This window comes from Leisingera sp. ANG1 (genome assembly GCF_000203975.2).
GTDB lineage: Bacteria > Pseudomonadota > Alphaproteobacteria > Rhodobacterales > Rhodobacteraceae > Leisingera.
The window spans coordinates 162,951-186,580 of record NZ_AFCF02000005.1 but is presented as its reverse complement, the minus strand read 5'-3'; the positions used below and the strand labels follow the sequence as shown (position 1 = coordinate 186,580).

Genomic DNA, 23,630 nt, shown 5'->3' with positions numbered 1-23,630 from the left:
GCAGGCCTGGCAGGGGCGGCAGGCGGCAAGCTGACCTCGAAACTCTCGGCAGGTCTTGCCGATGATCTGGCCAAGGCCGCGGCCTCCAGACTGTCGCGCGAGATGCCCAAGAAGGCAGTCAAAGTCTTCTTCGAGAAGTTCCTGAAATCCAAGGCCGGCGAGGCCATGGTGACTGAGGCGCTGAAGGAAACCATCGGCCTGGCAAAGCCCTTGATCGAAAAGGGCCGCCCGCCCAACACCAAGGAGATCAAGGAAAGCATCGCCAAGATCCTGACCGCAGGCATCATGTCCGCAGGCGCGGGCAAGGCGCTGGAGAAATTCTCCTCCGGCTTCACCGGGGCCGCCGAGAAGTTCCTCAAGACCAAGCTGGCGCCCGCCGCCATGGAGGGCGCGGTCAAGAAAGACCTCATCGCCAAATACGGCACCAAAGCGACCGAAGATTTTATCAAGCTGCACGGTGACGCCATCTACGGCGAGATAGCCAAACAGATCTCCGGCAAGTCGCTCAGCAAATACGCGGGTGAGGCGCTGAACGGCGCCGACGGCTCGCAATCGGCCTCTACCATGCAGAAACAGGCAAATGAGGCGATGCGCAAGGACATGGAGCTGCGCAAGAAGATCCAGAAGATCATCATGGCAGAGGCCAAACGGAAAATGCCCAAGTCCGCAACTGCGCATTAACGCAGGCGCACGGCCGGGGCAGGCTGCCGGAGGGGGCGGCAGCATGGGGGAGCGTCATCTTGGTGCTTCCCCGCCAGCGTTTGGGCCGTTATGACGGGTTGGAATTAAGGAGCCCGTATTATGACTCAACTCACACCGCAGCCCGGTATCATGGACATCGCTCTGTACCAGGGCGGGGCTGCCCATGTGAAAGGGGTGAGCAATGTTGTGAAGCTCTCCTCGAACGAGAACCCTTTTGGCCCCAGCCCGCGCGCCGTCCAGGCAATGCAGGATGCGGCGGCTAAAATGCACCGCTATCCCAGCTCGGATCACGGAGCATTGCGGCAGGCGATCGGCGAGGTGCACGGGCTGGATCCGGAGCAGATCATCTGCGGCGCAGGCAGTGATGAAATCATCGCTTTCCTGTGCCAGGCCTATGCCGGGCCGGGGGATGAGGTGCTGTATACCGAACACGGCTTTGCGATGTACCGCATCAGCGCACTGGCCGCCGGCGCCACCCCGGTGGAGGTGAAGGAGCGCGAGCGTGTCACCGATGTGGATGCGCTGCTGGCGGGTTGCACCGCCAGGACCAAGCTGGTGTTCATCGCCAACCCCAACAACCCCACCGGCACCATGATCAGCGAGGGTGAGGTGGCCCGGCTGGCCGATGGTATCCCGGCGGGCGCGCTCCTGGTGCTCGATGGCGCCTATGCGGAATATGTCGAAGGCTTTGATGCAGGCGCGGCCGTAATTGCCTCCCGCAGCAACGTCTTCATGACCCGCACCTTCTCTAAGATCTACGGCCTGGGCGGCGCCCGGATCGGATGGGGTTACGGCCCCAAGGAGATCATCAATGTGCTGAACCGCGTGCGCGGACCGTTCAACGTGTCCAGCACCGCGCTGGCGGGGGCCGAGGCCTCGGTGCGTGACACGGGCTTTGTGGACCATTGCCGGGCCGAGAACGCCAAGTGGCGCAGCTGGCTTGCAAATGCGCTGGCTGAACTCGGCGTGCCCTCGGACGTCTCCAGCACCAATTTCATCCTGGCCCGTTTCTCCAGCCAGGCTGAAGCAGAAGCCTGCGACCTGTATCTGCAGGCCCAGGGGCTAATCGTGCGCCGGGTGGCGGGGTACAACCTGCCCACCGCGCTGCGCATCACTATCGGCGACGAGGATTCTTGCCGCCGCATCGCGCAGTGCGTCAAGGCGTTCAAAGAGGGGCAGGCATGAGCGAGCAAGTTTACGGCCGCGTCGCGCTGATCGGCCTGGGCCTGATTGCATCCTCAATGTTCTGGGCAATGAAACGCGCAGGGCTGGCGGGTGAAGTGACCGGCTATGCCCGGAGCGAAGAAACGCGTGCAACTGCTCGCAAGATCGGCCTCTGCGACCGCGTCTGCGACAGCGCGCGCGAAGCGGTGAAAGACGCTGATCTGGTGGTGCTCTGCGTGCCGGTCGGTGCCATGGGGCCGGTGATGGAAGATATCGCGCCGGTGCTGAAACCCGGTGCGACCGTGTCTGACGTCGGTTCGGTCAAACGCCATGTGATCGAGGCGGTGCAGCCGCATATTCCAGAGGGTGTTCATTTCGTTCCTGCGCACCCGCTGGCAGGGACGGAGCATTCCGGCCCCGAATCCGGTTTTGCCGAATTGTTCGACAACCGCTGGTCGCTGCTGGTCCCGGTCGAGGGCACTGATCCGGAGGCCACCGCCCGCCTGCGCGCGCTGTGGGAAGGGATGGGCGCCAATGTCGATGAAATGGATGCTGACCACCACGATCTGGTGCTGGCCGTCACCTCGCACACACCGCACCTGATCGCCTATACCATGGTGGGTGTAGCGGACGACCTGCGCCGGGTAACCGACAGCGAGGTGATCAAATATTCCGCCGCCGGTTTCCGCGACTTCACCCGTATTGCCGCCTCGGACCCGACCATGTGGCGTGACGTGTTCCTGACCAACAAGGACGCCACGCTGGAAATCCTCGGCCGCTTCACGGAGGAACTCTTTGCCCTGCAGCGCGCCATCCGCACCGGCGACGGCGAGCATCTGCACGATTATTTCACGCATACCCGCGCCATCCGCCGCGGCATCATCGAAGCCGGTCAGGACACTGACGCGCCGGACTTCGGGCGGGGGCAAAAGAAGTGATCCGCGCAGGCGTGCTGATCCTGGCAGCCGTGTTCGGCGGGGCGGCGCTGGCCGCAACGCCGGATGCCTCACTGGAGCCGCCCGCTCGCCTTGCGGGGGACGCGAGCCTTGAAGCCATCGTAGCGCCGCTGCCCGGCATCCGCCCGGTCTCACGCCCGAAATCGGAACAGCGCCTGGCGGCAGCCTCCCGGCCTGCAAATCTGCCGATGCTGGCGCCCGGCGCATCCTTGCTGCCCTTCGCGCGCCCGGACAGCCTGTCAGAGCAGGTTCTGTTCAAACGCCGCCAGCGCCGCAAGGGCTCGGTTTGCGGTGATATCGACATTCAGGGTGACGACGTCGGCCACGTCTCCGGCACGCTACCCGGCTGCGGCGCCAAGGACGCGGTGAGGGTGCGCGAGATTGCCGGGGTGCGCCTCAGCCAGGCCTCGCTGATGACCTGCAACACCGCCCGCGCGCTGAAGACCTGGATCAACCGAGAGGTCGAAACCGCTTTTGGCCGCCGCAACAAGGTTGTCGGCTTGCGCGTCGCCGCCCATTACGCCTGCCGCACCCGCAACAACCGCCCTGGCGCCAAGATCTCCGAACACGGCAAGGCGCGGGCGATCGACATTTCCGGCTTTACCCTCGCCAGCGGAGAGACCGTTTCGGTGCTGCACGGCTGGCAGAACCGCAAGACCCGCAAGAAGCTGAAAAAGATCTGGCGCGCCGCTTGCGGCCCCTTCGGCACCGTGCTGGGGCCGGAAGCAGATCGCTATCACAAGGACCACTTCCACCTCGACGTGGCCCGCTACCGAGGCGGCACCTATTGCCGCTGAGACCCCGGGCAGCAATTCAGAATCCACTGTTCATCTGGCCCCAAATACCCTGGAGCGCGAGGCAGAGCCTCGCAAGAAATCTCTAGATGGATACAAGCCAGCGTTTGGCCTAGCGGATGATCAGCCGCGGCGCATGGCCCATGGGCAGCGGTCCAAGGGTGACATATCCGTCTGCAAACCCCAGCGTGATATCCAGGTTCTGCGGGTTGCCGCTGGCGCCGGCCAACAGGCCCAGCACCCGCTCCACCGAGTTGCGCAAGGAAGGGGGCAATGCACCGCTGCGTTCGGCCATCAGCACAAGCCCGCGCCAGTTTTCCGCCTGCAGGGCAATCTCTCCCTCCGGCAGGCCCTGTTCATCCACCGTCAGTGCGCCAGTGGCCTTGAGCCGCAGATCGCCCCAGCGGGCATCGGCCAGTTTCAGATCAATCCGGCGCGGCTGCGGCCGCCGCTGCTCCAGTGCGGAGCGGTCCCAGGGCGCGTCAAAGGCAACTGCCATCTCCAGCGCCAGCGTGTCGAACCGCTCCGGCAGCGGCGCGCTGGCCGCCAAGAGCCGCCGCCAGGCGGCGCGCGGGGCGAACTCCCTTGCGTCTGCGGTGATCCGGTAGGTTTCTGGCCTTTCGGTTTGCACCATGCGCAGGTCCAGCGCCGCGCCGCTCAGCACGGTTTCGCCGCTGCGGGCAATCTGCCAGCTGTCCGCCACAACGGCCATCTGTTCAAGCTCCAGCGCCGCGCCAGGCTTCAGGTGCAGGCTGGCCTGCAGCCCGTCAGCAGCAATCACCGCAGTCCGGTCAAAGTAGGACAAACGCTGTGCCGTCGCCGGGAAGTGCAGCTCCAGATGCCCAGGCCAGGCAGCAGGGCTCGACAGCTCCAGCCAGTCTGCCCGCCAGGCCGTGCCGCTGCGCGGATCCGCCAGCGTTGGGCGGCTGATCCGGGTCTGGTGCCGGAACGGATAACCCTGCGTCTCCAGCCCTGCATACTCCGCCTGCCAGCCCCGGTTCTCCTGCACGCCGAACCAGGCGGCAATGCCGTTTTTCAGCCCCCAGGCCGCCGCCGCCCAATAGAGGCTCCACACCAGAAGGGCCGCAATCAGCAGTTTTGCCAGGCGCATCGGATAGCCTCTTTTGTCCGGACCAGGATTGCTGTTTATAGGGAGGGCACGGAAAGGGCCAGACGACATGACAATGTGGGTATTCGGATACGGATCACTTCTTTGGAACCCGGGTTTTCCTGTGGCGCGGCGTGAGATCGCGGTGCTGCACGGCTACGCGCGCTCCTTCTGCATGTCTTCGATCCACCATCGCGGAAGCGAAGAAAAACCCGGCCTGGTGCTGGCGCTGGACGCGGTCGAAGACGCCCATTGCAAGGGCATCGCCCTGGCGGTTGAGGCGGGCCACGAGGAGCAGACCCTGGCGGAGCTGCGCGAGCGCGAGCTGATTTCCTCTGCCTATCTGGAGCGTGACCTTGCGGTCGAGCTGGCGGATGGCTCCACGGTCACCGCCGTCACCTATGTGATCGACCCGCATCATGTGCAGTATTGCGGCGGCCTCAGCCTCGAAGAGCAGGCCCAGATCATCGCCCACGCCGTGGGCGGACGCGGCCCCAATACCGAATACCTCTACAACACCGCAGAGCATCTGGCCGAGATCGGGCTGCATGACAGCGATCTGGACTGGCTGGCGGGCCGGGTGCGGGAAATCACCGCATAAAGCCTTGGCGCTTTTGACACTTTGCTTATAGGCTGCGGGGCAACACGAGCAGACAAAAGTGTCAGGAGCCAGCAATATGGCGCAGCCAGACCGCAAGACCCGGCCGCAGTTCTCCCAGCCGGTGCGGCAGATCATCATGATGCTGATCGCGCTGGGGCTTTCGGGGTTCGGCGCCTTCGTGGCGCTGCCGCGGGTGCTGCCGGTGTTCCAGGCCAATCCCTGGCTCAACGGCTTTATCGTGCTGGTTTTCGTGATTGGTGTGCTGGCCTGTTTCTGGCAGGTGGTGCAGCTGATTGGCTCGGTGCGCTGGATCGAACGCTTTGCCGCGGGCGACACTCAGGATCACCGCCGCCCGCCTTCGATACTGGCCCCCTTGGCCTCGCTGCTGGGTTCGCGTTCTGCCCGGATGCAGCTGGGATCCTCCTCCACACGATCCATTCTCGACTCCGTCGCCAGCCGCATCGACGAAGACCGCGAGATCACCCGCTACATCGTCAACCTGCTGATTTTTCTGGGCCTTCTTGGCACCTTCTACGGCCTTGCCACCACCGTTCCCGCGGTTGTCGACACCATCCGCAGCCTTGCGCCGCAGGAAGGTGAGGAGGGCCTCTCGGTCTTCAACCGCCTGATGACGGGCCTTGAGGCGCAGCTGGGCGGCATGGGCGTCGCCTTCGCTTCCTCGCTGCTGGGCCTCGCGGGCTCGCTGATTGTTGGCCTGCTCGAACTCTTCGCAGGCCATGGCCAGAACCGCTTTTACCGCGAGCTGGAGGAATGGCTCTCCTCCATCACCCGCGTCAGCTTCTCCTCCGGCGAGGAAGGCGCCGGGGACAGCGGCGTGGTCTCCCAGGTGCTCGACACCATGGCAGAGCAGATGGAGGCGCTGCAGGTCATGTTCGTTGAAACCGCCGAAGGCCGCGCCGCGGTGGATCAGCGCCTGACGGATCTGGTCGAAACCATCCAGGACATGAACCGCCGACAGGATCAGACCGGCACCATCACCGCGGCGCTGGACCGGGTTGCCGTGGGTCAGGAGGCGCTGACCGAGATCCTGCGCGCCCAAAGCGAACACGGCGGCATCGACGCTGAAAGCCGGATGCGGCTGCGCTCGATCGACGTGCAGATGCTGCGCATTCTCGAGGAAATCTCGGCCGGCCGCCAGGAAAGCTTGACCGAGCTGCGCAAGGACATCGACCTGATGATCAAGGCCTTTGCCCGTCCGCGCGGCCTGGCCCGCGGCGGCACATCGGACCGGGGCACGGGGGAGTAAGCTATGGCCCTTTCCCGGCGCACAGGACAGCGGTTCCAGGCCTCGATCTGGCCGGGGTTTGTCGATGCGATGACCGGGCTTCTGCTGGTGCTGATGTTTGTGCTGACCATCTTCATGGTGGTGCAGTTCGTGCTGCGCGAAACCATCACCGGTCAGGAAAGCCAGCTGGACGAACTCTCCGCCGAGGTCAGCGCGCTGGCCTCGGCACTGGGGCTGGAAGAACGCGAAAACCGGCGCCTGAACGCCCGGTTGGGGGCGCTGACCTCGACCCTCAACACGGCGGAACAGGATCTGGAACAGGCCCGCAGCCTGATCACCTCGCTGACCGCCGAACGCGACCGCCAGGCCGGCGAATTGGCCGAGGCTGCCAGCCGTATCACCAGTTTTGAGGCTCAGGTGGCCGCGCTGATCGCCAGCCGCGACGCAGCTCAGGCGCGGATTGCGGACCTCAGCGCAGAACGCGAAAACCTCGAAGCCGCCCGCGCCGCACTCCTCAGCGAGCAGGAAGCGCTGAATCTGGCGCTGGCCCAGGCCCGCGGCGAAATCGACGCCCAGACAGAGGCTGCCCGGCTGGCAGCTGCACAGCGCGAGGCGATGGAGGCGCTGATCGCCAGCCTTGAAGCGGAGGAGGCAGCCAAGTCAGAAGAAATCGCCGGCCTGCAGGAACAGCTGAGCGCGGAGGAGGCCGCCCGGCTGGTTGAGGCCGCCGCCGCTGAGGCCCTGCGCGAGAAATTGCAGTCGGCAGATGCGGAACTGACCGCCATGACCCTGGCGCTGGAGGCGCAGCGGCAACAGGCTGAGGACACCCTGACCCTGCTGGCGGCGGCAGAGGCCGCAAAGAAACAGCTGGACGCGCAGCTCTTGGAACTGGAAGCCGCCCGTGCAGGCTCCGACGCCGAGGCCGGACGGCTGGCGGCGGAGCTTGCCGAAGCCAAAGCCGCCCTCGCAGCCGCGGAAACCCAGGCAGAGGATCTGGACGTGCTGCGCCAGCGCCTGCTGGCGGCAGTGACTGCGCAGGAGGCGGCAGAAGCCTCCGCAACCGAACGGCTGACCCAGGCCGAAGAACGCGCCGCCTTGCTGGCCCAGGCTCGGGCCGCCCTCTCGCTGGAACAGGCGGTATCGGAAGAAGCCCGCCGCGAAACCGCGCTGCTCAATCAACAGGTCGCAGCCCTGCGCGAGCAGCTGGGCGGACTGCAGGCCATCCTGGACGACTACCAGGCCCGCGACGCGGCTCAGCAGGTACAATTGCAGAACCTCGGTCAGGACCTGAACGCGGCCCTGGCCCGCGCGGCATCCGAGGAACGCAAGCGGCGGCTGCTGGAAGAGCAGGAGCGCAAGCGGCTGGAGGCCGAAGCGGAGGAGCTCACCGCCAAGGCGCAGGACCTGGAGCGCTACCGCTCCGAGTTCTTCGGCCGCCTCCGCGATTTGCTGGGCACGCAGGAGGGGGTCCGCATCCAGGGCGACCGTTTTGTCTTTGCCTCCGAGGTTCTGTTTCAGCCCGGCAGCGCCACCCTGTCGCCTGAAGGGCGGGTGGAGATCGCCAAGGTGGTGTCGATCCTGCAAAGCGTGGTGGCGGCCATCCCGCCGGAGATCAACTGGATCATCCGGGTCGACGGGCACACCGACAACACGCCGTTGGGCGCACACCCCAAGTTTGCCGATAACTGGGAGCTTAGCCAGGGCCGGGCGCTGTCGGTGGTGCGCTACATGGTTGAGGCGCTGGGTGTGCCGCCGTCGCGGCTGGCCGCCAACGGGTTCGGGGAATACCAGCCGGTCAACCCGGCAGACACGCCTGAGGCGCGTGCCCAGAACCGCCGGATCGAGCTGAAGTTTACCGAGAAGTGAGCCGTCCGGGCACCCGCCAGCAGCGGACCAGTTGAGCAGCAGAACCCCGCCACGGCCCGCGGGGTGCAACCCGCTTCACTAAAGGAGACAAGCTACTAGTTACACACGGGTTGCTGCCCCACCGGGCAGTAGGGCTGTCCTATAAACTATTGCGGTTTCCGGATTTATCAAATTAGAAGCGGCTTCCGGCCGCACGGCAGCCCGCAGGCAGAGGCCTCCCGCCCGGCGCCAGCCGGCCCTGCCGGGCCGCCGCGCCGGGCCGCTGCCGCGGCTGACGCCCCGGCAGCGGCGGTTGCAATACCGTTGAGAGACTGCGCCTCAGGCGGGCGGGATCACCATGGTACGGGAAAACCTGTCCACTTCGGTGCCGTCCCGCATCAGCCGGGCGGTTCCGGTATAGGTGCCTGCAGGCCATTGCCCGCCGCGCAGGCGGCGCCCGGCCGCGCGGAACAGTTGCGCCTGTGTGCGCTCCAGCGCTTCGCTGTGCGAGACCAGCTCACCGCCTGGACCGGTCACGCTCAACTCCAGCTGGTCGCCGGCCTGGCTGCCATAGGCATAGGCCCAGAACACCAGCGCAGGCGCATCCGCCGCCAGTGGTGCTTGATCAGCGGTGCCGGCCTGAATTGCGTCAAATTCCGGAATGGCCGTGGAAAATCCGGCCCCGATCAGCCCGCCCGGCTGGTAGGGCAGGGGATCGGCCCACAGGGTATGCGAGGCGGGTCCGCCGCAGCTGTCCAGGCTGTCCGGCGCAAATGGGTCCACCACCGCGCCGTCCTTGCGCACCGACAGGTGCAGATGCGGGAACTGGGTCTGGCCGGACAGGCCAACCTCGCCCAGCACATCACCGGCCCGGACCTTCTGGCCGCTTTCAACCCGGACCGAGCCGCGCTTCATGTGGCAGTATTGGGTCTCCCAGCCGCTGCCGTGGCTTAGCACCACGCCGTTGCCGCACTCCTTGCCGTCAATGGCGGCTTCGTTCTGGCCATTGGCATACTGATCCGGCATCGAATTCCGGGTGCCGCGGACGACACCATCCGCCGCCGCGCGCACGGCAACACCTGCGTGCATGTCCGACAAGTAGGGCAAGGCAAAGTCGGTGCCCTTGTGGCCGTCATAGCTGAGCGTGCCGCAGGTGAAATCGGTTGCCTCTTTACCGGGATCGCGGTCCACGAACTGCTGGATGCGGCAATCCTCACCCAGGGTGCAGTCCAGCGGGAACTGCAAAACAAAATCGCCCGCCGCGGCGGGCGCGGCGAGCGATAGTAATGTCAGCAGGGATGCGAGGCGCATCAGTCCGCGGTCAGCAGCGGCGGCTTGTCACCGGAGATCCGCGGCTTGCCCGGGCCTTCCAGGCGCAGATCCAGCTTGCCATCCTTGATGCCGACCTGGACCACGCCGCCCTTGGTCAGCTTGCCGAACAGCAGCTCCTCTGCCAGCGGCTTCTTGATGTGCTCCTGGATGACGCGGCCCAGCGGACGCGCGCCCATGCGGTCGTCATAGCCCTTCTCAGCCAGCCATTCGGCCGCCTTGCGGGTCAGTTCGATCGACACATTGCGGTCCATCAGCTGGGCTTCCAGCTGCAGGACGAACTTCTCGACCACTTGCAGGATCACCTCTTTGCCCAGCGGCGCGAAGGAGATCACCGCATCCAGGCGGTTGCGGAACTCCGGCGTGAAGGTGCGCTCGATGGCGGCGGTGTCCTCGCCCTCGCGGCGGTCGCGGCCAAAGCCGATGGCGGCCTTTGCCTGTTCCGATGCACCCGCGTTGGAGGTCATGATCAGGATCACGTTGCGGAAGTTCACGGTGCGGCCGTTGTGGTCGGTCAGCTGGCCGTTGTCCATCACCTGCAGCAGGATGTTGTAGACATCCGGATGCGCCTTCTCGATCTCATCGAGCAGCAGAACGCAGTGCGGGTGCTGGTCGACACCATCGGTCAGCAGGCCGCCCTGGTCGAACCCGACATAGCCCGGCGGTGCGCCGATCAGGCGGGAAACAGCGTGTTTCTCCATGTATTCCGACATGTCGAAACGCAGCAGTTCCACCCCCAGCTGATCAGCCAGCTGCTTGGCCACCTCGGTCTTGCCGACGCCGGTGGGGCCTGCAAACAGGTAGTTGCCGATGGGCTTCTCCGGCTCGCGCAGTCCGGCACGGGCCAGCTTGATGGCGCTCGACAGGGCGGTAATGGCGTCGTCCTGACCGAAGACCACGCGCTTCAGCGACTTCTCCAGATCCTTCAGCACCTCGGCATCGTCCTTGGAGACGTTCTTGGGCGGGATGCGGGCGATCTTGGCCACAACAGCCTCGATCTCCTTGACGCCGATGGTCTTGCGGCGCTTGCTCTCGATGATCAGATGCTGCGCGGCGCCGGCCTCGTCGATGACGTCGATCGCCTTGTCCGGCAGCTTGCGGTCGTTGATGTAGCGCGCCGACAGTTCCACCGCGGTCTTGATCGCATCGCCAGTGAACTTGATGCCGTGGTGCTCCTCGAAATAGGGCTTCAGGCCCTTCAGGATCTCGATGGAATCCTCCACCGTCGGCTCGTTCACGTCGATCTTCTGGAACCGGCGGGACAGCGCGCGGTCCTTCTCGAAGTGCTGGCGGAACTCCTTGTAGGTGGTGGAGCCCATGGTGCGCAGCTTGCCGCCCTGCAGCGCAGGCTTCAGCAGGTTGGAGGCGTCCATGGCACCGCCGGAAGTTGCACCGGCACCAATCACGGTATGGATCTCGTCGATGAACAGCACCGCGTCCGGATGCTCCTCCAGCTCGGAGACGACAGCCTTCAGCCGTTCCTCGAAATCGCCGCGGTAGCGGGTGCCCGCCAGCAATGCGCCCATGTCGAGCGAGTAGATGGTGGTTTCCGACAGGATTTCCGGGGTTTCGCCGGACACGATGCGGCGCGCCAGGCCCTCGGCGATGGCGGTCTTGCCGACACCGGGGTCGCCCACCAGCAGCGGGTTGTTCTTGCGGCGGCGGCACAGCACCTGGATGCAGCGCTCCACCTCGTGGTCGCGGCCGATCAGCGGGTCGATGTCGCCGTCGCGGGATTTTGCGTTCAGGTCGACGCAGTATTTCGCCAGCGCCGACTCCTTCTTCTCGCCCTCGGGCGCAGCGGTCAGATTGTCCTCTTCCTGCTCGGTCGCGCCGGAGACCGGGCGGGATTCCCCGTAGGCCGGGTCCTTGGCAACGCCATGGGCGATGAAGTTCACCGCGTCATAACGGGTCATCTCCTGATCCTGCAGGAAATAGGCGGCGTCGCTCTCGCGCTCGGCAAAGATGGCGACCAGCACATTCGCCCCCGTTACCTCAGTCCGTCCCGAACTCTGGACGTGGATCGCGGCGCGCTGGATGACGCGCTGGAAGGCCGCGGTCGGCACCGCCTCCGATCCGTCGATGTCGGTCACAAGGTTGGCAAGATCCTCATCCACGAATTCCACAAGTGAGGATCGCAATTCCGAAAGGTCGACGCTGCAGGCGCGCATCACGCGGGCCGCGTCGGGCTCGTCGATCAGGGCCAGAAGCAGGTGTTCCAGGGTTGCGAATTCATGACGGCGTTCATTCGCCAGCGCCAGCGCTGCGTGAATGGCCTGTTCCAGGGTGCTCGAGAATGAAGGCACGGTCGTGCTCCTCTGATCTTGGGTTGGCCGGTGGGGCGGTATTAACCAACCCCTCAGTTCAACCATGTGCTTATAAGGTTAGAGTTTGGTTGATAGAGCGCCGGCTTCAAGGTCTTTTCTTCATTTTGGGGTCACAATTATTTTCTCCCTGTTGCGCCCCGATACCCTTGATTTGCTCAAAAATTGTCTTTGCGCTTGCGGATTTCGGCAAAAACCTCTGCGTCTTCAGCGCCTTGCATGCCCAGATGTGCTCTCACGGCACTGTCACCGGCACGCAGGAACGGATTGGTGTCAAGTTCCAATTGCAGGGAGGACGGCACCGTGGGGGTGCTGCTTTCGCGGGCCTTTGCGATATCACTTACCCGCGCCTGCAACGCCGGGTTGCCGGGGTCCACGGTGACCGCAAAAGCACCGTTAGCCTGGGTGTATTCATGTCCTGAATAAACCATAGTTTGCGGTGGCAGCGCGGCAAGTTTCGACAGGCTGGCCCACATCTGCTGGGGTGTGCCCTCAAACAGCCGTCCGCATCCCAGCGCCATCAGGCTGTCGGCGGTGAAAACCGCCGCCGCGCCGGGCAGGTAATAGGCGATATGGCCGACCGTATGGCCGGATACATCTATCACCTGCACCTCCTCACCCAGCAGGGTGAAGCTGCCGCCGTCCTCTACCGTTTTGTCCAGATCAGGCAGCCGGTGGGCGTCCGCCTTCGCACCGGTCACCTTGGCGCCATAGGCCTCGCGCAGCTCCGCCACCCCGTCCACATGGTCCCAGTGGTGGTGGGTCAGCAGGATCCAGTCCAGCCCCCAGCCGCGCTCAGACAGGGCGGCCTTGATGGCGCCGGCCTCGGGCGCATCCACCAGCGCGGTCTCGCCAGAGGCCGGATTATGGATCAAAAAGGCATAGTTATCCGACAGGCAGGGCAGGGTGATGATCTCAAGAGGCATGGTCATTCGCCTTTACATTGCTAAACTGCGCCCAGATTGGCCGAAGCAGCAGGCGCCCGCAATGCATCTTGATGTCCAGGATCTCAGGAACTTCTACTACCGCAGCACCCTGGGGCGCGCGGCGCAGGCCTCGATCCGCGGCCGTCTGCTGGAGCTGTGGCCGGAGGCCGCCGGCCTGACAGTGGCAGGCTTCGGCTTTGCCGCACCGCTGTTACGCCCCTACCTGCCGGAGGCGCGCCGGGTGATGGCGCTTATGCCGGGGCCGCAGGGGGTGATGCAATGGCCTGCAGGCATGCCGAACGTTTCGGTCCTGTGCGAGGAGACCAGCTGGCCCATCGACACCGGCCGAGCTGACCGGCTGGTGGTGATGCACGGGCTGGAAACCTCGGAACGGCCCAGCAAGCTCCTGGAGGAATGCTGGCGGGCGCTGGGGCCGGGCGGACGGGCGATTTTCATTGTCCCGAACCGGGCGGGCCTCTGGGCGCGCTCCGATTTGACGCCCTTCGGCTTTGGCCGGCCCTACACATTGCGCCAGCTGGAGGGGCAGCTGCGCGAACATCAGTTCGCCATTGAGCAGCACACCGCCGCGCTCTACCGGCTGCCCAGCCACAAGCGGTTCTGGCTGAAATCCGGCGCTATGCTGGAAAAGATGGGCCGCAAGCTGCCCGCAATGCTGGCCGGCGGGGTGTTCATGGTCGAAGTCAGCAAGCAGACCTACCCGCAAAAAGGCCACATGACCCGCACCAAGTCGCCCAGCCGCATCCGGGTGCTGGAGGGGCTGTCAAACCCGATGCCGGAACCGGCCTGAAGCGGCACCGGGGCAATCAGAACCGCCCGGCTCTGGCAATCAGGTAAACACCACGTCTCTGTTCACGATGACATCATCCGCGGAGAATGCGTTGCCCTCCGGAATGTCCATCACCAGCAGCTCAGTCCCATCCTCAGCCGCGAACGTGTAGCGGTAGACTTCCTGCTGCTCATACCGCCCGTCGAATTCGCGGGTGATTTCGAGGGGGCCTTCAATCTCCGAAGGCAGGTTCAATGTGACGGTGAAATCCGTGACGCTTGAGCTAGCCAGCGTCAGCAGCCCCGAGTCCCGGTCCAGATGCTCAGGGTAGATATTCACGGTCATCCGGTCGCCATCGCCAGCCATATGCACATCGTGGCCCATGCCAACGCTGAGCTGATTGCCGCCCTGGCTCTGGACTTCGATGTCTGCGCCGGCGTCGCGGGAAATGTCGACCACATCCGTGCCCAGGCCAGTGCGGACCTCAAGGTTGTCACCGCTGGCCGTCAGCGTGTCATCACCTGCGCCCAGGTCGATGATGCTGCCGCTGTCCGAAGATCCGGCAGGGGTCCAGACAATGGCATCATCGCCGTTGCCGGCGTTCACCGACAGGCTGTGGCTGGTGGCGGTCAGCACGTCATTGCCGTCTCCCAGCCGTGCAACATCGTGAATGCCGCCCGCCTCAACAGTGTCATCTCCGCCAAAAGTGGAATAATAGGAGGAGCTGCCGCCAGCGTAGGTTTCACCGGTGCCGTCGCCAAACACCGGGTCAAGCTCCGGTCCGCCGCTGTCGATCAGCAGGATCTGGTCTGCAGAGAGATCGCTGACACCTTCCACCCGGATCACCGCCGTCTTGACGTAGGCGTCAGAGGCGGCATGGGAACCAGTAAAGCGAACAACCACCTCTGTGCTGTCCCCGTCAGGGCGCGTTTCAAACTCCACTATGCTGCCAAAATCCTGTCCCTCGAATTCGCCGGTATAAAGCGCCAGTACATCTTCCTCGGGGTCAAAGTCCCGGATGATGGCGGTTGTCTTCTCCGCATCCGTGATTGTCGCGCCGGTATGCGTCGTCCCAACGTTGAACACATCTGCCCCGGCGCCGCCTGTCAGAATGCCAGGGGCCTCGCTCCGGTCAAAGGCGTGGGTATAGGTCAGCGTGTCGTTGCCTTCACCGCCATGAAGATCCACGTGGCCGTTGCCGGTCAGGTTATCTGCGCCGTCACCGCCGCTGCCGTAAGCACGTTCGCCAGACCAGGGCCGGAGGTGGATTTCGTCGTTTCCGGCGCCGCCTTCAAGCGTGCTGCCGCTTGAACCGCTCAGCGTGTCGTCGCCGGTGCCGCCTGAAACCGCGCTCTCCCTGCCGCTGTCAATGAGATCATTTCCGGCACCGCCCGTAACGGTACCTTGCAAGCCTGCGCTGATCGTATCATTGCCGCTGCCGCCATCAACCTCGGCTTCCCGGCCGGCGCTGATTTCGTCGTCGCCCTGACCGCCGGACACTTCGATGAAGGATCCCGCATCAATCGTGTCGTTTCCGTCCCCGCCTGTGGCGATGCCGTTGTTGCCAAAGTACAGGTAGTCATCCCCGTCACCGCCATGCAGGGTGAGATTGTCCTCAAAGCGCTGGCCGAGAGTGTCGTTGCCGTCCAGGCCAAACCCGGTCTGGCCGCTGAATATCTCAAGCACGTCGTCTCCGGCCGTGCCGCGAACAGTTTCCTCAAATTCAGGCTCGGGTTCTGGCTCCGGCTCGGGGAGCAGTTCCGGCTCGTCAGGGGTGACGGAGGCATCGTCTTCGTCGTTGATCGAGTCGATGACGGCGGCTGCTGCGGCGACGCCGGCCGTGGCCATCAGGATTGCGGCAAGCATACTGCGGGTCCTTCGGTTGAATCTTCTTTTTTGATAATCGTCACAATTGCGCCGAAACAGGGGTTTGTCCAGCACTCGGGGCGGCTCGCTGCAAGCAAGAGCGCGCCTTTCCTTTCAAGAGGCCATGCGGCGGCAAAACGGCGTTGCATTTCGATTCCCGAAATCTGTCCGCACCGCCCATTTGGGTGGTTTTTTCTCCATATGTGACGTTTTTTGGCGTAAATGCCGCTTTCCGGAATCGCCAAATCCTGCAGTTCAGCCGCACTTTTTTATAAAACGACTGTGGTCAAAGGGCCGCACTTGGTGCAAGTCCTTGAAAACAATGAAAACATGCTTTTTCCTGTTACCGTTATAGGCAGTTGATAGGTCGCATCCGCTCTGCTAGACCCACGCTGATTTCAACGCCCCGCTGCCAAGGGGGATGTCTCACGCCCCCGGACGCCTCCTGATCGCCAGGTACGCCAACCGGGGCCAAAAACATATCGGAAGGGTGGACGTGTCCGAACCAGCTTCGATTTCTGCAGGCATTGCTGCGCGCTATGCCACGGCGGTGTTCGACATCGCGGAAGAAAACAAGGCGCTCGACAGCCTTGAAACCAGCATCAATGATCTGGCAGCCGCGCTGGCTGACAGCCAAGAGCTTAACAGCCTGATCCATTCGCCGCTTGTGTCGCGCGAAGAGCAGGGCGCCGCAATCACTGCGGTGGCAGACAAGATGGGGCTGGACCCCGTCCTGCGCAACACCCTGGCCCTGATGGCCGACAAGCGCCGCCTGTTCGTGCTGCCCGCGCTGATCGAGGCGCTGCGCGCCCGTCTGGCTGACGCCCGCGGCGAAGTGACCGCCGAGGTGGTTTCCGCCAAGGCGCTGACCAAGACCCAAAGCGAAAAGCTGGCCAAGACCCTGGCCGAGCGCGTGGGCAAGAAAGTTACCATCAATGCTTCCGTCGATGCCTCCATCATCGGCGGTCTTGTCGTTAAAGTGGGCTCGAAGATGATCGACAGCTCGATCCGCTCCAAGCTCAACTCCCTACAGAATGCAATGAAAGAGGTCGGATAAATGGGTATCCAAGCAGCAGAGATTTCTGCGATCCTGAAAGACCAGATCAAGAATTTTGGTCAAGAAGCCGAAGTGGCAGAAATCGGCCGCGTGCTGTCCGTCGGTGACGGTATTGCCCGCGTCTACGGCCTCGACAACGTCCAGGCCGGCGAAATGGTCGAATTCCCGGGCGGCATCATGGGCATGGCGCTGAACCTCGAAGCCGACAACGTCGGTATCGTGATCTTCGGCTCCGACCGCGACATTAAAGAAGGCGACACCGTCAAGCGTACCAACGCCATCGTGGACGTTCCGGTCGGCAACGGCCTGCTGGGCCGCGTTGTTGACGGCCTGGGCAACCCGCTGGACGGCAAGGGCCCGATCGAAGACGTTACCCGCGGCGTTGCCGACGTGAAAGCACCGGGCATTATCCCGCGTAAATCGGTTCACGAACCGATGGCAACCGGCCTCAAGTCCGTTGACGCGATGATCCCGATCGGCCGCGGCCAGCGCGAGCTGATCATCGGCGACCGTCAGACCGGCAAAACCGCCGTTGCTCTGGACGCGATGCTGAACCAGAAATCCTACAACGACGCCGCCGGCGACGACGAGAGCAAGAAGCTGTATTGCGTTTACGTCGCGGTTGGCCAGAAGCGCTCCACCGTGGCTCAGCTGGTGAAGAAACTGGAAGAGTCCGGCGCGATGGAATACTCCATCGTTGTGGCCGCAACCGCGTCCGACCCGGCACCGCTGCAGTTCCTGGCGCCCTACGCCGCAACCGCGATGGCAGAATTCTTCCGTGACAACGGCCGCCACGCGCTGATCATCTATGATGACCTGTCCAAACAGGCGGTTGCTTACCGTCAGATGTCGCTGCTGCTGCGCCGTCCGCCGGGACGTGAAGCTTACCCGGGCGACGTTTTCTACCTGCACTCCCGCCTGCTGGAGCGTTCGGCCAAGCTGAACGAGGACTTCGGTGCCGGCTCGCTGACCGCGCTGCCGATCATCGAAACCCAGGGCGGCGACGTGTCCGCATTTATTCCGACCAACGTGATCTCGATCACCGACGGCCAGATCTTCCTGGAAACCGAACTGTTCTACCAGGGCATCCGCCCCGCCGTGAACACCGGTCTGTCGGTTTCCCGCGTTGGCTCCTCGGCCCAGACCAAGGCGATGTCCTCGGTTGCAGGCCCGGTTAAGCTGTCGCTGGCTCAGTACCGCGAAATGGCTGCCTTTGCGCAGTTCGGCTCCGACCTGGATGCCGCCACCCAGCAGCTCCTGGCCCGCGGCGCCCGTCTGACCGAGCTGATGAAGCAGCCGCAGTACTCGCCGCTGACCAACGCCGAAATCGTCTGCGTCATCTTCGCCGGCACCAACGGCTACCTCGACAAAGTCGACGTCAAGGACGTCGGCCGCTACGAGGCAGGCCTGCTGAGCCACCTGCGCGGCAAACATGCCGACCTGCTTGCCGACATCACCAACAACGACCGTAAGGTGAAGGACGAGCTGGCTGACAAGGTAAAGGCTGCGCTGGACGAGTTCGCCGCTAGCTTCGCTTAAGGGGGGACGAGGCAATGCCGAGTCTTAAGGACCTTAAAACCAGGATCGAGTCGGTCAAATCGACCCGCAAGATCACCAAAGCCATGCAGATGGTGGCCGCGGCGAAACTTCGCCGCGCCCAGGAAGCTGCCGAGGACTCCCGTCCCTACACCAAGCGGTTCAATGCCGTGATGGCAGGGCTGGCGGCCTCGGTCGGCGGCAGCGAGTCAGCGCCCAAGCTGCTTCGCGGCACCGGCAGCGACCAAGTCCAGCTGCTTGTCGTCATGACCGCCGAGCGCGGCCTGTGCGGCGGCTTCAACTCGAACATTGCCAAGCTCGCCCGCCAAAAGGCGGCTGAGCTGAAGGCCGCGGGCAAGACGGTGAAGATCCTCACCGTCGGCAAGAAGGGCCGCGATGCCCTGAAGCGCGACCTTGGCGATGACTTCATCGGCCATGTGGACCTGAGCGAAGTCAAACGTGTTGGCTATGCCAACGCGCAGGACATCGCCAAGGGGATCCTCACCCGCTTTGACGCAGGTGAATTCGACGTTGCCACGATCTTCTACGCGGAGTTCGTCAATGTCGTGACCCAGATCCCCACCGCACAGCAGATCATTCCGGCGTCCTTCGAGGCATCGGAAGGCGAAAGCACTGGCGCCGTCTATGACTACGAGCCCGGCGAAGAGCAGATCCTTGCGGACCTGCTGCCGCGCGGCGTGGCGACCCAGATCTTCTCGGCCCTGCTGGAAAACGGTGCATCCGAACAAGGTGCGCGGATGAGCGCGATGGACAATGCGACCCGCAACGCGGGCGACATGATCGACAAGCTGACCATCCAGTTCAACCGCTCGCGCCAGGCCGTGATCACCAATGAGCTGATTGAAATCATTTCGGGCGCTGAGGCGCTCTAAGAGACAACCGGAGACCAACTAATGGCACAAGCAAAAGGCAAGGTGACCCAGATCATCGGCGCCGTTGTGGACGTCCAGTTTGACGACCACCTGCCCGCAATTCTGAACGCACTGAACACTGAGAACGACGGCAAGACCCTGGTTCTCGAAGTGGCTCAGCACCTCGGCGAAAACACCGTCCGCACCATCGCAATGGACGCAACCGAGGGCCTGGTCCGCGGTCAGGAAGTGACCGACACCGGCGCCCCGATCTCGATCCCGGTCGGTAACGCCACCCTGGGCCGCATCCTGAACGTCGTGGGCGAGCCCGTGGACGAAAAGGGCCCGGTCAACGCATCCGAGACCCGCGCCATCCACCAGCCCGCACCCGAGTTCAACGAACAGTCGACCGAGTCGGAAGTTCTGGTGACCGGCATCAAGGTGATCGACCTGCTGGCGCCTTACTCCAAAGGCGGCAAGATCGGCCTGTTCGGCGGCGCCGGCGTGGGCAAGACCGTTCTCATCATGGAACTGATCAACAACATCGCAAAAGTGCACTCGGGCTACTCCGTGTTCGCCGGTGTTGGCGAGCGGACCCGTGAAGGCAACGACCTGTACTGGGAAATGATCGAATCCAACGTGATCAAGCCGGACAACCTGGAAGAGTCCCAGGTGGCCCTGGTTTACGGTCAGATGAACGAACCTCCGGGAGCCCGTGCCCGTGTTGCGCTGACCGGCCTGACCCTGGCCGAACAGTTCCGCGACCAGTCCGGCACCGACGTTCTGTTCTTCGTGGACAACATCTTCCGCTTCACCCAGGCCGGTTCTGAGGTGTCCGCTCTGCTCGGCCGTATTCCTTCGGCTGTGGGCTACCAGCCGACCCTGGCAACCGACATGGGCGCGATGCAGGAACGCATCACCTCCACCAAGAACGGCTCGATCACCTCGATCCAGGCCGTCTACGTTCCCGCGGACGACCTTACCGACCCGGCACCGGCAACCACCTTTGCCCACCTGGACGCGACCACCGTTCTTAACCGTGCGATCTCCGAGCTCGGCATCTACCCCGCTGTGGACCCGCTCGATAGCTCGTCGCGCCTGATGGACCCGCAGATCGTTGGCGAAGAGCACTACGCAGTGGCTTCCGACGTTCAGCAGATCCTCCAGCGCTACAAGTCGCTGCAGGACATCATCGCGATCCTCGGCATGGACGAACTGTCGGAAGAGGACAAGCTGACCGTTGCGCGTGCGCGTAAGATCCAGCGTTTCCTGTCCCAGCCGTTCGACGTTGCGAAGGTCTTCACCGGCTCCGACGGTGTCCAGGTTTCCCTGGAAGACACCATCTCGTCGTTCAAGGCCGTTGTGGCTGGCGAATACGACCACCTGCCCGAAGGCGCCTTCTACATGGTTGGCGGCATCGACGAAGTGATCGCCAAAGCCGAGAAGATGGCTGCGGAAGCCGCCTAAGAACGGATTTTCCCCCGCGCCCTCGCGGTGCGGGGGGACCCTGAAAGGAGGCCCCAATGGCACAAACGATGCAATTCGACCTCGTGAGCCCCGAGCGGAGCCTGGCTTCGCTGCAGGCCAGCGCGGTTCAGATCCCCGGAGCCGAGGGTGACATGACGGCGATGCCTCAGCACGCGCCGACCATCACCACCCTGCGCCCCGGCGTGCTGAAGGTCGAAAGCCCCGAAGGCAATTCGGAGTATCTGGTGACCGGCGGTTTTGCCGAAATCGCAGGCGACAGCCTGTCGGTTCTGGCCGAACGCGCGATCCCGATGGCCGAGATGACCCGCGATCAGATGAACGATCTGATCGAGGAAGCCCGCGAGATGTACAAGACCGCGAAAGAGGAAGACCAGCCGCACGGTCTGGTCGAGGACGCAGCCAAGCTGCTCGCCGACATGGAAGCCCTGGGCACCCATATGTCCCTCTGATCCAGGCGCGGATTGGACGAATAAGAAGCCGGCTCCCAGTGGGGGCCGGTTTTTTGTTGGGCCTCCCGTGACGTTTTCCTGGGAGGGAAACGCCCAGGAAATCTGGCAATTTTTCTAGCCGGAGTTTTGCTGAAACTCCGGGCGGCAGACTGAAAACGGCACAATCAGCCGGGCATGGACCCTGCCTTGCCAGGCATCAAAGCCTGCGCTCGATCCCGCGCATCAGGGTGAACGTCCGCCGCCAGAGTTTTTCATACTCCGGGACCGACCGGGTCCGGTAGAGTTCACTGGCCTGCTCGAATTTCCCCGCTTCCAGAAGGGTTGAGATTTCCTGCCCGGTTGCAATCGCGGTCTCGAACAGCGCGATTATTTCGGACATTTCCGACGCGGTTTGCTCATCCGTGCGGCCTCTGCGCAGCTGCGCCTTGATCCGGTTGAGGTTGAGCGGGATGACCTGTTTGGAAACGCCGGAGAACACGTCGATCTCAGAGCCGTCTTCATTGGCCGGGCGGGCCCAGCCACCGAGATGCGCAACAAGTGCCTTGGTTTGAAGGTGGTAGAGGTGACGGGAATCATGCTCGACCGCAACGATGGATTCATAGTCGGTGATCAGTTGTTCGGCCGGATCAGTGCCTGAACCGGCCTGAGCGGCGGCGCTTACCGAAGTGGCCATGACCATTGCGGCAGCGATTGCCAAAAGCATTTTCCTCATCAACTCCTCCCAGCAGGCTCCGGCCGAGTGTACCACAGGGCACCCGGCCTGTCCGAACCGGCCCCGGATCTGCCCTTGAGACGGGCAGCGTATCCCGCCAGCAGGGATCCTTTTCCGCATTTCGCCACCGTCCCCGGCTGCTGTTCAAATCACCCAAGCCTTAACCCAATTCTCACCAAATTTTCCGAAATTGCCCTGTATGACGTTTACCTAACCAGCAGGATTCCCCGTGACTGATTGGACCTCCGGCTATGTCGCCGGCATCGACTACACCTTCGACTTCCACCGCCAGCTGACCCCAGCCTTGCTGGGCTTCACCGCAACCGCCCAGGGCCACCGGCACGGGCTGGACGGCGCAGGCCTCACCTATTGCGAGCTGGGCTGCGGCCAGGGGTTCTCCGCCAACCTGCTGGCTGCCGCCAACCCGCATATCGAATTTCACGCGATGGACTTCAGCCCCTCCCATATCGCAGGCGCCGTCGAGCTGGCGCAGGAGGCGGCGCTGGACAACATGTTCTTCCACGAGCGCAGCTTCGAGGATTTCGGCGATACCTCCGGCCTGCCTGCGTCCTTCGACATCATCGCGCTGCACGGGGTCTACAGCTGGGTGTCAGAGGAGAATCGCCAGCATATCCTGCGCTTCATTGCCGACCGGCTGAAACCGGGCGGCTTGGTCTATGTCAGCAGCAACACCCAGCCCGGCTGGGCCGCCGCGATGCCGCTGCGCCGGATCCTGGCCAGCCGGGCAGAGCAGGGCCGGGGCACCCTGCAAGACCGGATCAGGGAAGCGATGGCGTTTGGCCGCCAGCTGGCCGGTGCCGGTGGCGGTTATTTCGAACGGAACCCGGCGGTTGCTGCCCGCCTTGAGCATATGGCGTCGATGCCTGAAAACTATGTGGCGCATGAGTATTTCAACAAGGATTGGACCCCTTTCTTCTTCGAGGACCTTGCTGCCGAACTGGGCACTGCCAAGCTCAGCTTTGCAGGCTCCGTCAGCCTGATGGACAATCTCGACTGTGTCCGCTTCACGCCAGAACAACGCGCCCTGCTGGACAGCGAAAGCGACCCGGTCCGCCGCGAAGGCCTGCGCGATGTGCTGCTGAACGAGCACTTCCGCACCGATGTTTTTGTCAAAGGGCGGCTGGCGCATACCCCGCGCGGTGAAATCGGCGCCTGGTTTGCCACAACATTGGCCCTGACCCGCCCCTACAATGGCGGCGCGCTCAAATTCCACCACCGCAGTCAGGATGTGCCGCTGGCGCAGGCAGAATACGCGCCCGTGCTGCAGGCGCTCTCCCAAGGCCCGGCGACGGTGCGCAGCCTGCTGGATCAGGGCGCCTTCGGCACCATGGAGTGGGGCGCCATAACCCGGATGCTGACGGTGCTGGCCGGCACCGGCCAGATCGCCCCGGCCTTGCCGCAGGTGGGGCTGGAGCACCGCACCGCCGCTTGCCGCGCCTTCAACCTCGCGGTCTGCAAGCGGGCCGAGGAAAGCGATGCCCTGCGCTATCTCGCTTCACCCGTCACCGGCGGCGGGGTGGAACTGGACCGGTTCGAGCAGCTGTTTCTTCTTGCCCGCAGCGAGGGGCTGGAGACGCCCGCGGACTGGGCCGCCCTGGCCTGGCGCATTCTGGCGCCGCAGGGCCAGCGCCTGCAGCACGACGGACGGGTGCTGGAGACGGAGGAGGAAAACCTCGCCCTCCTGCGTGCCCGTGCGGGTAATTTCGCAGCCCGCCGCCTGCCGCTCTGCGAAAGCCTCGGGGTGACGCTGGAAGACAGCCGCCAGGCCCCGGCGCAGGCGCAGAACGCCGCGGCCTGAATCGCGGGAATGCAGGGGCGGGAAAACATGCGCCATCCGCCCCTCATTA

At 63.9% G+C, this 23,630-nt stretch carries 19 protein-coding genes and 1 pseudogene; 14 read left to right on the top strand and 6 right to left on the bottom strand.

Annotated elements, in window-relative coordinates:
* The 4 genes and pseudogenes from GC1_RS22615 to GC1_RS09365 all read left to right on the top strand — a co-directional run.
* Window positions 1-681 (top strand): annotated as a pseudogene (locus tag GC1_RS22615) (peptidoglycan-binding protein); the annotation flags it as partial.
* Between the two features lie 120 nt (window positions 682-801).
* Entirely contained in the window at window positions 802-1,887 is a 1,086-nt protein-coding gene (hisC, locus tag GC1_RS09375) for a histidinol-phosphate transaminase (RefSeq protein WP_019297858.1), read from the top strand.
* Window positions 1,884-2,804, top strand: a complete 921-nt coding sequence (locus tag GC1_RS09370) for a prephenate/arogenate dehydrogenase family protein (RefSeq protein WP_019297857.1) — start codon at window positions 1,884-1,886, stop codon at window positions 2,802-2,804. The genes hisC and GC1_RS09370 overlap by 4 nt, the downstream gene beginning before the upstream one ends.
* Window positions 2,801-3,619: an extensin-like domain-containing protein gene (locus GC1_RS09365; RefSeq protein WP_019297856.1), complete on the top strand. Its 819-nt coding sequence runs from the start codon at window positions 2,801-2,803 to the stop codon at window positions 3,617-3,619. The genes GC1_RS09370 and GC1_RS09365 overlap by 4 nt, the downstream gene beginning before the upstream one ends.
* Window positions 3,620-3,728: 109 nt before the next feature.
* On the opposite strand, the gene GC1_RS09360 is transcribed toward GC1_RS09365, so the two are convergent.
* Window positions 3,729-4,727, bottom strand: coding sequence for a DUF2125 domain-containing protein (locus GC1_RS09360; protein ID WP_019297855.1), 999 nt, complete (start codon window positions 4,725-4,727; stop codon window positions 3,729-3,731).
* A gap of 67 nt (window positions 4,728-4,794) precedes the next feature.
* Between GC1_RS09360 and GC1_RS09355 the strand changes: the two genes are divergently transcribed.
* The 3 genes from GC1_RS09355 (at window position 4,795) to GC1_RS09345 (ending at window position 8,437) form a co-directional block, all read left to right on the top strand.
* Window positions 4,795-5,325, top strand: a complete 531-nt coding sequence (locus tag GC1_RS09355) for a gamma-glutamylcyclotransferase (RefSeq protein ID WP_019297854.1) — start codon at window positions 4,795-4,797, stop codon at window positions 5,323-5,325.
* A 76-nt stretch (window positions 5,326-5,401) separates the two neighbouring features.
* Window positions 5,402-6,592, top strand: a complete 1,191-nt coding sequence (locus GC1_RS09350) for a motA/TolQ/ExbB proton channel family protein (protein ID WP_019297853.1) — start codon at window positions 5,402-5,404, stop codon at window positions 6,590-6,592.
* Window positions 6,593-6,595: 3 nt separating this feature from the next.
* Complete coding sequence (locus GC1_RS09345) at window positions 6,596-8,437, top strand: peptidoglycan -binding protein (protein ID WP_019297852.1); 1,842 nt, start codon at window positions 6,596-6,598, stop codon at window positions 8,435-8,437.
* A gap of 318 nt (window positions 8,438-8,755) precedes the next feature.
* Here GC1_RS09345 and GC1_RS09340 read toward each other — a convergent pair whose 3' ends face one another.
* The 3 genes from GC1_RS09340 to gloB all read right to left on the bottom strand — a co-directional run bounded on the left by GC1_RS09340 (window position 8,756) and on the right by gloB (window position 13,001).
* On the bottom strand, window positions 8,756-9,727 hold the full coding sequence (locus tag GC1_RS09340; protein ID WP_019298621.1) for a M23 family metallopeptidase: 972 nt from the start codon (window positions 9,725-9,727) through the stop codon (window positions 8,756-8,758).
* A complete protein-coding gene (gene clpA / locus GC1_RS09335; RefSeq protein WP_019298622.1) occupies window positions 9,727-12,051 on the bottom strand; it encodes an ATP-dependent Clp protease ATP-binding subunit ClpA in 2,325 nt (774 codons plus the stop codon). The genes GC1_RS09340 and clpA overlap by 1 nt, the downstream gene beginning before the upstream one ends.
* 176 nt (window positions 12,052-12,227) lie before the next feature.
* On the bottom strand, window positions 12,228-13,001 hold the full coding sequence (gloB, locus tag GC1_RS09330) for a hydroxyacylglutathione hydrolase (protein WP_019298623.1): 774 nt from the start codon (window positions 12,999-13,001) through the stop codon (window positions 12,228-12,230).
* Between the two features lie 55 nt (window positions 13,002-13,056).
* Here gloB and GC1_RS09325 point away from each other — a divergent pair, with 55 nt between their 5' ends.
* Entirely contained in the window at window positions 13,057-13,803 is a 747-nt protein-coding gene (locus tag GC1_RS09325) for a class I SAM-dependent methyltransferase (protein WP_019298624.1), read from the top strand.
* A 39-nt stretch (window positions 13,804-13,842) separates the two neighbouring features.
* Here GC1_RS09325 and GC1_RS09320 read toward each other — a convergent pair whose 3' ends face one another.
* Window positions 13,843-15,648 (bottom strand): hypothetical protein, encoded by a 1,806-nt coding sequence (locus GC1_RS09320; RefSeq protein WP_019298625.1) that lies wholly within the window; start codon window positions 15,646-15,648, stop codon window positions 13,843-13,845.
* A gap of 496 nt (window positions 15,649-16,144) precedes the next feature.
* Between GC1_RS09320 and GC1_RS09315 the strand changes: the two genes are divergently transcribed.
* The 5 genes from GC1_RS09315 to GC1_RS09295 are packed head-to-tail and all read left to right on the top strand — an operon-like array spanning window position 16,145 to window position 21,050.
* Window positions 16,145-16,705, top strand: a complete 561-nt coding sequence (locus tag GC1_RS09315; protein WP_019298626.1) for a F0F1 ATP synthase subunit delta — start codon at window positions 16,145-16,147, stop codon at window positions 16,703-16,705.
* Window positions 16,706-18,244 carry a F0F1 ATP synthase subunit alpha gene (gene atpA, locus GC1_RS09310; protein WP_019298627.1) on the top strand — a complete coding sequence of 513 codons (1,539 nt, stop codon included), beginning with the start codon at window positions 16,706-16,708 and terminating at the stop codon, window positions 18,242-18,244.
* 14 nt (window positions 18,245-18,258) lie between these two features.
* On the top strand, window positions 18,259-19,134 hold the full coding sequence (locus GC1_RS09305) for a F0F1 ATP synthase subunit gamma (RefSeq protein ID WP_019298628.1): 876 nt from the start codon (window positions 18,259-18,261) through the stop codon (window positions 19,132-19,134).
* A gap of 21 nt (window positions 19,135-19,155) precedes the next feature.
* Window positions 19,156-20,580: a F0F1 ATP synthase subunit beta gene (gene atpD / locus GC1_RS09300; RefSeq protein WP_019298629.1), complete on the top strand. Its 1,425-nt coding sequence runs from the start codon at window positions 19,156-19,158 to the stop codon at window positions 20,578-20,580.
* 56 nt (window positions 20,581-20,636) lie between these two features.
* Window positions 20,637-21,050: a F0F1 ATP synthase subunit epsilon gene (locus tag GC1_RS09295; RefSeq protein ID WP_019298630.1), complete on the top strand. Its 414-nt coding sequence runs from the start codon at window positions 20,637-20,639 to the stop codon at window positions 21,048-21,050.
* Between the two features lie 196 nt (window positions 21,051-21,246).
* Here the strand turns inward: GC1_RS09295 and GC1_RS09290 are convergent, their stop codons facing one another.
* Window positions 21,247-21,762, bottom strand: coding sequence for a hypothetical protein (locus GC1_RS09290; RefSeq protein ID WP_152610568.1), 516 nt, complete (start codon window positions 21,760-21,762; stop codon window positions 21,247-21,249).
* 229 nt (window positions 21,763-21,991) lie between these two features.
* Here GC1_RS09290 and GC1_RS09285 point away from each other — a divergent pair, with 229 nt between their 5' ends.
* Window positions 21,992-23,581 (top strand): class I SAM-dependent methyltransferase, encoded by a 1,590-nt coding sequence (locus tag GC1_RS09285; protein ID WP_019298632.1) that lies wholly within the window; start codon window positions 21,992-21,994, stop codon window positions 23,579-23,581.
* Window positions 23,582-23,630 lie beyond the last annotated feature (49 nt).